Origin of the sequence: Protofrankia symbiont of Coriaria myrtifolia (assembly GCF_900634755.1) — a bacterium.
Classification (GTDB): domain Bacteria; phylum Actinomycetota; class Actinomycetes; order Frankiales; family Frankiaceae; genus Protofrankia; species Protofrankia coriariae.
On record NZ_CAAAFS010000152.1, the window covers coordinates 1 to 7,341 of the forward strand.

Annotated in this window: 5 protein-coding genes; 4 read left to right on the plus strand and 1 reads right to left on the minus strand. The window is 71.0% G+C overall.

The genetic code is table 11. The annotated features are described in order from the left end of the window. Positions 1 to 571: 571 nt before the first annotated feature. Entirely contained in the window at positions 572 to 1,969 is a 1,398-nt protein-coding gene (locus tag CM1CMNOD_RS08550; RefSeq protein ID WP_013873273.1) for an aldehyde dehydrogenase family protein, read from the plus strand. Between the two features lie 244 nt (positions 1,970 to 2,213). Here the strand turns inward: CM1CMNOD_RS08550 and CM1CMNOD_RS21640 are convergent, their stop codons facing one another. Next, complete coding sequence (locus tag CM1CMNOD_RS21640; protein WP_013873274.1) at positions 2,214 to 2,549, minus strand: hypothetical protein; 336 nt, start codon at positions 2,547 to 2,549, stop codon at positions 2,214 to 2,216. A gap of 769 nt (positions 2,550 to 3,318) precedes the next feature. Here CM1CMNOD_RS21640 and hppD point away from each other — a divergent pair. The 3 genes from hppD (at position 3,319) to fahA (ending at position 7,183) form a co-directional block, all read left to right on the plus strand. Further along, positions 3,319 to 4,569: a 4-hydroxyphenylpyruvate dioxygenase gene (gene hppD, locus CM1CMNOD_RS08560; protein WP_013873276.1), complete on the plus strand. Its 1,251-nt coding sequence runs from the start codon at positions 3,319 to 3,321 to the stop codon at positions 4,567 to 4,569. 77 nt (positions 4,570 to 4,646) lie between these two features. Beyond that, on the plus strand, positions 4,647 to 5,918 hold the full coding sequence (locus CM1CMNOD_RS08565; protein ID WP_013873277.1) for a homogentisate 1,2-dioxygenase: 1,272 nt from the start codon (positions 4,647 to 4,649) through the stop codon (positions 5,916 to 5,918). Then, positions 5,915 to 7,183, plus strand: a complete 1,269-nt coding sequence (gene fahA, locus CM1CMNOD_RS08570; protein ID WP_013873278.1) for a fumarylacetoacetase — start codon at positions 5,915 to 5,917, stop codon at positions 7,181 to 7,183. The genes CM1CMNOD_RS08565 and fahA overlap by 4 nt, the downstream gene beginning before the upstream one ends. Positions 7,184 to 7,341: the final 158 nt, after the last annotated feature.

Sequence of the window (7,341 nt, forward strand, 5' to 3'; positions counted from 1 at the left end):
GGCAGGGGCCCTGCCCGGCGCGTCCGATCGTCGCGTCGACGAGGTCGGGGGCGCCGCCGGTGAGGTCGCGCAGCTGGCTCGGGGCGTGGCGGGGGGTGGTGTTCGGCCACAGCAGGACGGCGCCCGCGACGGTGAGGACGAGGATCACCGCGATGGCCGCGGCCATCGCGGTCGCGGCCCTGCGTGACGTTCTGCCGGGCGCCGCGTGACCATGCGCGGGGGTGGAACGGCCGTGGTTGTGCCCCATGCCACCTGAGTGTGGTTGATGCCGTCTGGGCACGGTTGTCTTGGGGGCCTCGTGCCACGGCCGGGGGAGCGGGCCCGCGTGAGCTCGCGCCGGTGGCCGCTCCAGGCGTTCATGATCATTAAACTTTGTGCTCGTCGCACCGCCGGCGAAGCTTTTCCGGCCGTTACGATTTCAGGTGGAGCCACCTCGGCGGAGCCGTCCAAAAACATGGAATCTGGAAACATGGAATCTGGCGCACGCTGGTCATTGGGGCGTGTCTCCGACGGGGACCGACAGTGGACACCGGGGACGAGGACCGACCGGGCAGGAAAGGCGGGGACGGGCATGGCCGTGGTCACGTCGGGACCGGTTGCGCAGGCCCGGCCCGATGCCGCCGCGACGGTCGAGCGGCTGCGCCGGACGTTCGCGACGGGCCGCACCCGCGATGTCGCATGGCGGCTGCGGCAGCTCGGCGCGATCGAACGCCTGCTCACCCAGCGGGAGGACGACATTGTCGCCGCGCTCGGCGCCGACCTCGGGCGTGACGCCCACAATGCCTGGTTCGGGGACATCGCCGGCACCCGCGCCGAAGCCGCCCACGCCCGCAGGCACCTGCGGGGATGGGTGCGCCCACGGCGGACGTCGCTGCCGGTGAACATGCTGCCGGACAGGGGTTTCTACCAGTACGAACCGCTGGGCGTGGTGCTTGTCGTCGGCCCGTGGAACTACCCGGTCTACCTGACGCTGTCCCCGCTCGTCGGGGCGCTCGCCGCGGGCAACGCCGTCGTGGTCAAGCCGTCCGAGCACGCGCCGGCGACCTCCGCGCTGCTCGCCCGCCTGCTGCCGGAGTACCTGGACGCGGACGCGGTCGCCGTGTGCGAGGGGGATGCCACCGTCACCCGGCAGCTGGTGGCGCAGGGGCTCGACCACGTCTTCTTCACCGGCGGAACAGAGACCGGTAAGCAGGTGATGGAGGCCGCGGCGCGGCACCTCACCCCGGTGACCCTGGAGCTGGGCGGCAAGAGCCCGGTCATCGTCATGCCAGACGCCGACCTGGACGTCGCCGCCCAGCGGATCGTCTCGGTGAAGCTGCTGAACGCCGGCCAGACCTGTATCGCCCCCGACTACGTTCTCGTCGACAGCTCGGTCCGGGACGAGTTCGTTGCCAGGGTCCGGGCCACGCTGGAACGGTTCGAACGGGACGAGTCCGTGCAGCGGATCGTGAACGCACGGCAGTTCGACCGGCTGCGCCGCGTGCTCGACGGGCACCGCGGGCAGGTCGTGGTCGGCGGCGGCGGCGATCCCGGCACGATCACCGTCGAGGCGACGGTCGTGCTCGATCCGGACCCGGCCTCGGAGCTGATGACCCAGGAGATATTCGGGCCGATTCTGCCCGTTCTGACGGTCGGCTCCCTCGACGAGGCGATCGCTTTTGTCAACGCACGGCCGAAGCCGCTCGCCCTGTATCTTTTCACCGGTTCGAAAACGGTGGTGCGGCGGGTGCTGCGCGAAACAAGCTCCGGCGGTGTCGTCGTCAACCACCTGGCGGTGCACATCCTCGTCCCGCAGCTGCCTTTTGGGGGAGTCGGTGACAGCGGGATCGGTGCCTACCACGGCCGGTGGGGATTCGAGGCGTTCAGTCACCGCCGAGCGGTCGTCACGAAACCGGCCCGGCCTGATCCGCCGCTGCTCTACCCGCCGCGCACGGCATGGAAGAAGAAGCTGTTGCGCCGCCTTTTCTGAGCTTTTCTGACGCTGGCTGCCCGGCTCGCCCCGGCCGCGGGTGCTGCCCGAAACCGGGGCGGGTCTGGCGGCGCCCGGGAGAAGGCGCACCGGCGGGATCCGTCATCGGTGCCGGTCCCGCCGGTGCGATCGAGCTGTATTTCGATGATGCTGGCTCAACGTCCGCTCACCACTTGTTGTCGGCGAGTTGCTGTCGGAGTCGCGCCGTCACACCGTGTTGGTGCCAGTCAGGTGCTGGTGCTGGTCAGACGATCGGGCCGACGATCGGGCCGACGCCGACCGGACCGACGATCGGACCAACCGGGCCGACGATCGGGCCGACACCAACAGGGCCAACAGGGCCGACGGGGCCGACCGGCCCGACGGGGCCGACCGGACCCACGGGGCCGATGGGGCCAACCGGGCCGACGATCGGGCCGACACCGACACCCGCGTCAGCACCCACGACGGTGGTGGCACCGGCGTCTACGCTGCTTGCGGTTGCGACAGAGGTGCCCAGACCGATGAAGGCCGCGGCACCGAGCGCCACGGTCGCGCCGGCGAGGACCCTCCGGACTATCGAATTCTTGTCGTTCTGCACGGGTAACACCTACCTCCCAACGCATTCATCCGATAGAACCTGCAGCAACGCGAACTCCCGAAAACGAAATGGTAGCCGCGTCTCGTTCACGTTAGGCCATGCGCCGGGCCGGGCGGGGACTATTCCCGGCGCAGTACGTGTATGTCACAGGAACCGGCCCGGGCCGGATGGCGGTCCGGGCCCACAGTACTCCGGGCAACGGTATTTGCTGTACCACGGTCACCGTCGGCGTCGACGGTATGCGTTGTCCCACTCCGAAACGGACACTGTCACGGTGGCTGACGACCGGCCGTCACGAATTCTGCCTCCGCGGGCCAGGCCACGCCCGGTTGTCGGCATCACCTGAGGACCATCGCGGAAAATGCCGGGACCATTGCCAGGAACGCCGGGACCACTGGTGGTGGAGCAGCGCCACACGTCCCGCCGTGGACGGGACCACCGGTGGTGGAGCGGCAGCGGGCCGCCACCGCGCGGCAACGGGTCGCCACCGTCCTGGCGGCGGACCGTGTCATCGCTGCCCGCCGCCGGACAGTCCCGCGGCCACCCGGCGGCCGGCCGCCCGTCCGATGCCGAGAGGTCCGGTGGGGGAGAAGCATCCGGCGCGGTGGGCGCGGCCCGTTCCGCCCCGCCCGGTGCCGGCGCCGTGGGCTCGCTCAGCCACTGTGGGGTGTCCCGGTTGGCCGAACAGAGAAGTTGCACAGGTATTTGTTCGTGCGGTGTGCTTACTGTCCGGCAGGAACCCCGTCCTCGACTCCACGGAGGCTCGGTCATGAGCGGCAGCGAGACCTCCACCAGCTGGCAGCGGTCGGCGGAACCCGACCTCGACCAGATGCGCCGCCTCGTCGGGCTGGTGGAGCACGACACGGCCGCCGACCCCTTCCCAGTCTCGGGCTGGGACGCTGTCGTGTGGTCGGTCGGCAACGCCACCCAGGCCGCGCTGTTCTACCAGACCGTGTTCGGCATGGAACTTCTCGCCTACAGCGGGCCCGAGACCGGCAACCGTGACCACAAGGCGTACGTGCTGCGCTCCGGAGCGGTCCGGTTCGTCCTCAAGGGCGGGGTCGACCCGGCGTCCCCCCTGCTGCGCCACCACCGCCGGCACGGGGAAGGGGTGATCGACATCGCCCTGGAGGTCCCCGACGTCGACCACTGCGTCGCCCACGCCCGCGCGCGGGGGGCGACAGTCGTCGAGGAGCCCCACGACCTGCGCGACGAGCACGGCACCGTCCGCGTCGCCGCCATCGCCACCTACGGCGAGACCCGGCACAGCCTCGTCGACCGCAGCCGGTACACCGGCCCCTATCTGCCCGGCTACGTCAGCCGTACCAGCGACACCCGCCGTACCGGCGACACCGGTGACACCGGTGACACGTCCGGCCAGGCGCGGCCGGCAGGCGGGCCCGGCCGGCTGTTCCAGGCGCTCGACCACGTGGTGGGCAACGTGGAGCTGGGCCGGCTGGACGAGTGGGTCGCCTTCTACAACCGGGTGATGGGCTTCACCACCATGGCGGAGTTCGTCGGCGGGGACGTCGCCACCAGGTACTCGGCGCTGATGAGCAAGGTGGTCACCAACGGCAACCACCGGGTGAAGCTCCCCCTCAACGAGCCGGCTGTCAGCGCCCGGCGCTCCCAGATCGACGAGTACCTCGACTTCTACGACGGTCCCGGCGTCCAGCACCTGGCGCTGGCCACCAGCGACATCATCACCACCGTGGACGTCCTGCGGGCCCGGGGCGTGGAGTTCCTCGACACCCCGGACGCCTACTATCGCGACCCCGGGCTGCGCGCCCGCGTCGGCGAGGTGCGGGTACCGGTCGAGGAGCTGCGTACCCGCGGCATCCTGGTCGACCGCGACGAGGACGGCTATCTGCTGCAGATCTTCACCAGGCCGATCGGCGACCGGCCGACGGTGTTCTTCGAGTTCATCGAGCGGCACGGGGCGCTCGGTTTCGGCGTCGGAAACTTCCGGGCGCTGTTCGAGGCCATCGAGCGTGAGCAGGCCAGACGCGGCAACCTCTGACGCCGCTGACAGCGGGGACGCCGGAGGCACCGAAAACGCCGAAGACACCGGCAGACGCCGGACGGGAAGGACATGCCATGCCCCACTACCGGGCGGTGGGCGACGTTCCGCCCAAACGGCACACCCAGCACCGCCGCCCCGACGGAGGTCTCTACCGCGAGGAGCTGATGGGCGCGGAAGGCTTCGCCGGGGACAGCGCGCTGCTCTACCACACCGGCGTGCCCGCCGCGATCGTCGACGCCGCGCCCTGGACGCCCGCGGACCTGACCACCCACCCGAACATCCCGCTGCTGCCCCGGCACTTCCGGCTGCCGGCACTGTTCGACGGGACACAGCCCGGAAAACAGCCCGGGGACGTCGACGTGGTCACGGGACGGCGGCTGATCCTCGGCAACGCCGACGTGCGCATCTGCTATGTCGTCGCGGGCGCGGCCAGCCCGCTGTACCGCAACACCACCGGCGACGAGTGCGGGTACGTCGAAGCCGGCGCGGCAACCGTGGAGACGGTCTTCGGCACGCTCGACGCCCGCCAGGGCGACTACGTGATCATACCCCGGGGTGTCACCCACCGCTGGATCCCGGACCCGGCCGCGCCGCTGCGCGTGTACGTCATCGAGGCGAACTCCCACCTCGCCCCGCCGCCGCGCTATCTGTCCCGGCACGGGCAGTTCCTGGAGCACGCACCGTACTGCGAGCGGGACCTGCGCCCGCCCGCCGGGCCGCTGCTGGTAACCGGAACCGACGTGGAGGTGCTCGTCAGGCACCACCACTCACGCGGTGCCAACGGCGGTGTCGCCGGGACCCGCTACCGCTGCCTCAGCCATCCGTTCGACGTGGTGGGCTGGGACGGCTGCCTGTACCCCTACACGTTCAACATCGCCGACTTCGAGCCGGTCACCGGACGGGTACACCAGCCGCCGCCCGTCCACCAGGTCTTCGCCGGCCGCAACGTCGTGATCTGCAACTTCGTCCCCCGCAAGGTCGACTACCACCCGCTGGCCGTGCCGGTGCCCTACTACCATTCCAACGTCGACTCCGACGAGGTGATGTTCTACTGCGGTGGGGACTACGCGGCGCGCGGGGGCTCCGGCATCGGGCCGGGCTCGGTCAGCCTGCATCCGGGCGGGCACACGCACGGCCCGCAGCCGGGCGCGGTGGAGCGTTCACTCGGGGTGGAGTCCGTCGACGAGCTCGCGGTCATGGCCGACACCTTCCGTCCGCTCGAGCTCGGTGAGGGTGCCCTCGCCTGCGACGACGGCCGCTACGCCTGGACCTGGGCGGACGGGGACAGCCGACGACGCCGAGCACCCAATAACACCGAGCACCCATTGACGCCGGACAGCCGATGACGCCGGACACCCGGCCGCCGGCCGGGCCGCTCGACGCCGCCGCGTCCCGCGCGTCCTGGGTCGAGGTGGAGCACGACCATCCCTTCGGGATACGCACGCTGCCCTACGGGAGCTTCACCACGCCGGACGCGCCGGGCGCGCGCGTCGGCGTCGCGATCGGCGAGCACATCCTGGATCTGACCGCGGCCGCCGGCGCGCTCCTGCCGGAGCATGCCGGGCTGTTCACCGCGGGCAGCCTCGACCGGCTGCTGGCCGCCGGCCCCACGGTGTGGTCACAGGTCCGCTCCCGGGTGATGCGCTGGCTCGCCGACGAACGGTACCGGCGCGCCGTCGAGCCGCTGCTGGTACCGGCCGCCACGGCGACGCCGCGCCTGCCGTTCACGGTCGCCGACTACGTGGATTTCTACGCCAGCGAACACCACGCCACCAACCTGGGCCGCATCCTGCGCCCGGACGGCGACCCCCTCACCCCCAACTGGAAGCATCTGCCGATCGGCTACCACGGCCGATCCGGCACCATGGTCGTCTCCGGGACACCGGTCGTGCGCCCGCGCGGGCAGCTGCGCGCCCCGGGCAGCGAGATCACGTTCGCGCCGACGGCGCGGCTGGACATCGAGGCCGAGGTCGGCTTCGTCGTCGGCACCCCCTCGCGGCCTGGGCGCCCCGTCCCGCTGGCCGAGACGGAGCGGCACGTCTTCGGCGTCTGCCTGGTCAACGACTGGTCCGCCCGCGACATCCAGGCCTGGGAGTACGTTCCGCTCGGCCCATTCCTCGGCAAGTCGTTCGCCACCTCCGTCTCCGCGTGGATCGTGCCGCTCGACGCGCTGCGGCACGCCCGGGTGCCGGCCCCGCCGCGCGACCCGCGTCCACTGCCCTACCTCGACGACACCGGCGCGCCGCCGGGGGGCTTCGACATCGAGCTTGAGATCTCCCTCAACAGGCACCTGCTCTCCCGGCCGCCGTTCGCCGGCATGTACTGGACGGTGGCCCAGCAGCTCGCCCACCTGACCGTCAACGGCGCGTCGCTGCGCACCGGGGACCTGCTGGCCTCCGGCACGGTCAGCGGGCCCACCCGCGCGCAGTGCGGATCGCTCATCGAGCTCACCTGGAACGGGACACAGCCCCTGACCCTCCCCGACGGCTCGACACGGGACTTCCTCGAGGACGGCGACGAGGTCGTCATCACCGGCACCGCCCCCGGCCCGGACGCAACCGTCATCGGCCTCGGCGAGGTACGCGCCCGCATCCTGCCGTCCGCACCCTGAGCCACCCTGGCTCCGGTGAGATTTATTGATCTTGAGGGATGGGGGTCCCGTCGTTGTCCTCTAGAGGCAGGCGCCAGCTTGCGTGCCCACTCTCTCAGCCAGCCGCTGACCGGCCACACCGACCTTGTGGGCTCGATGACTTTGGTCAGGCTAGTAGA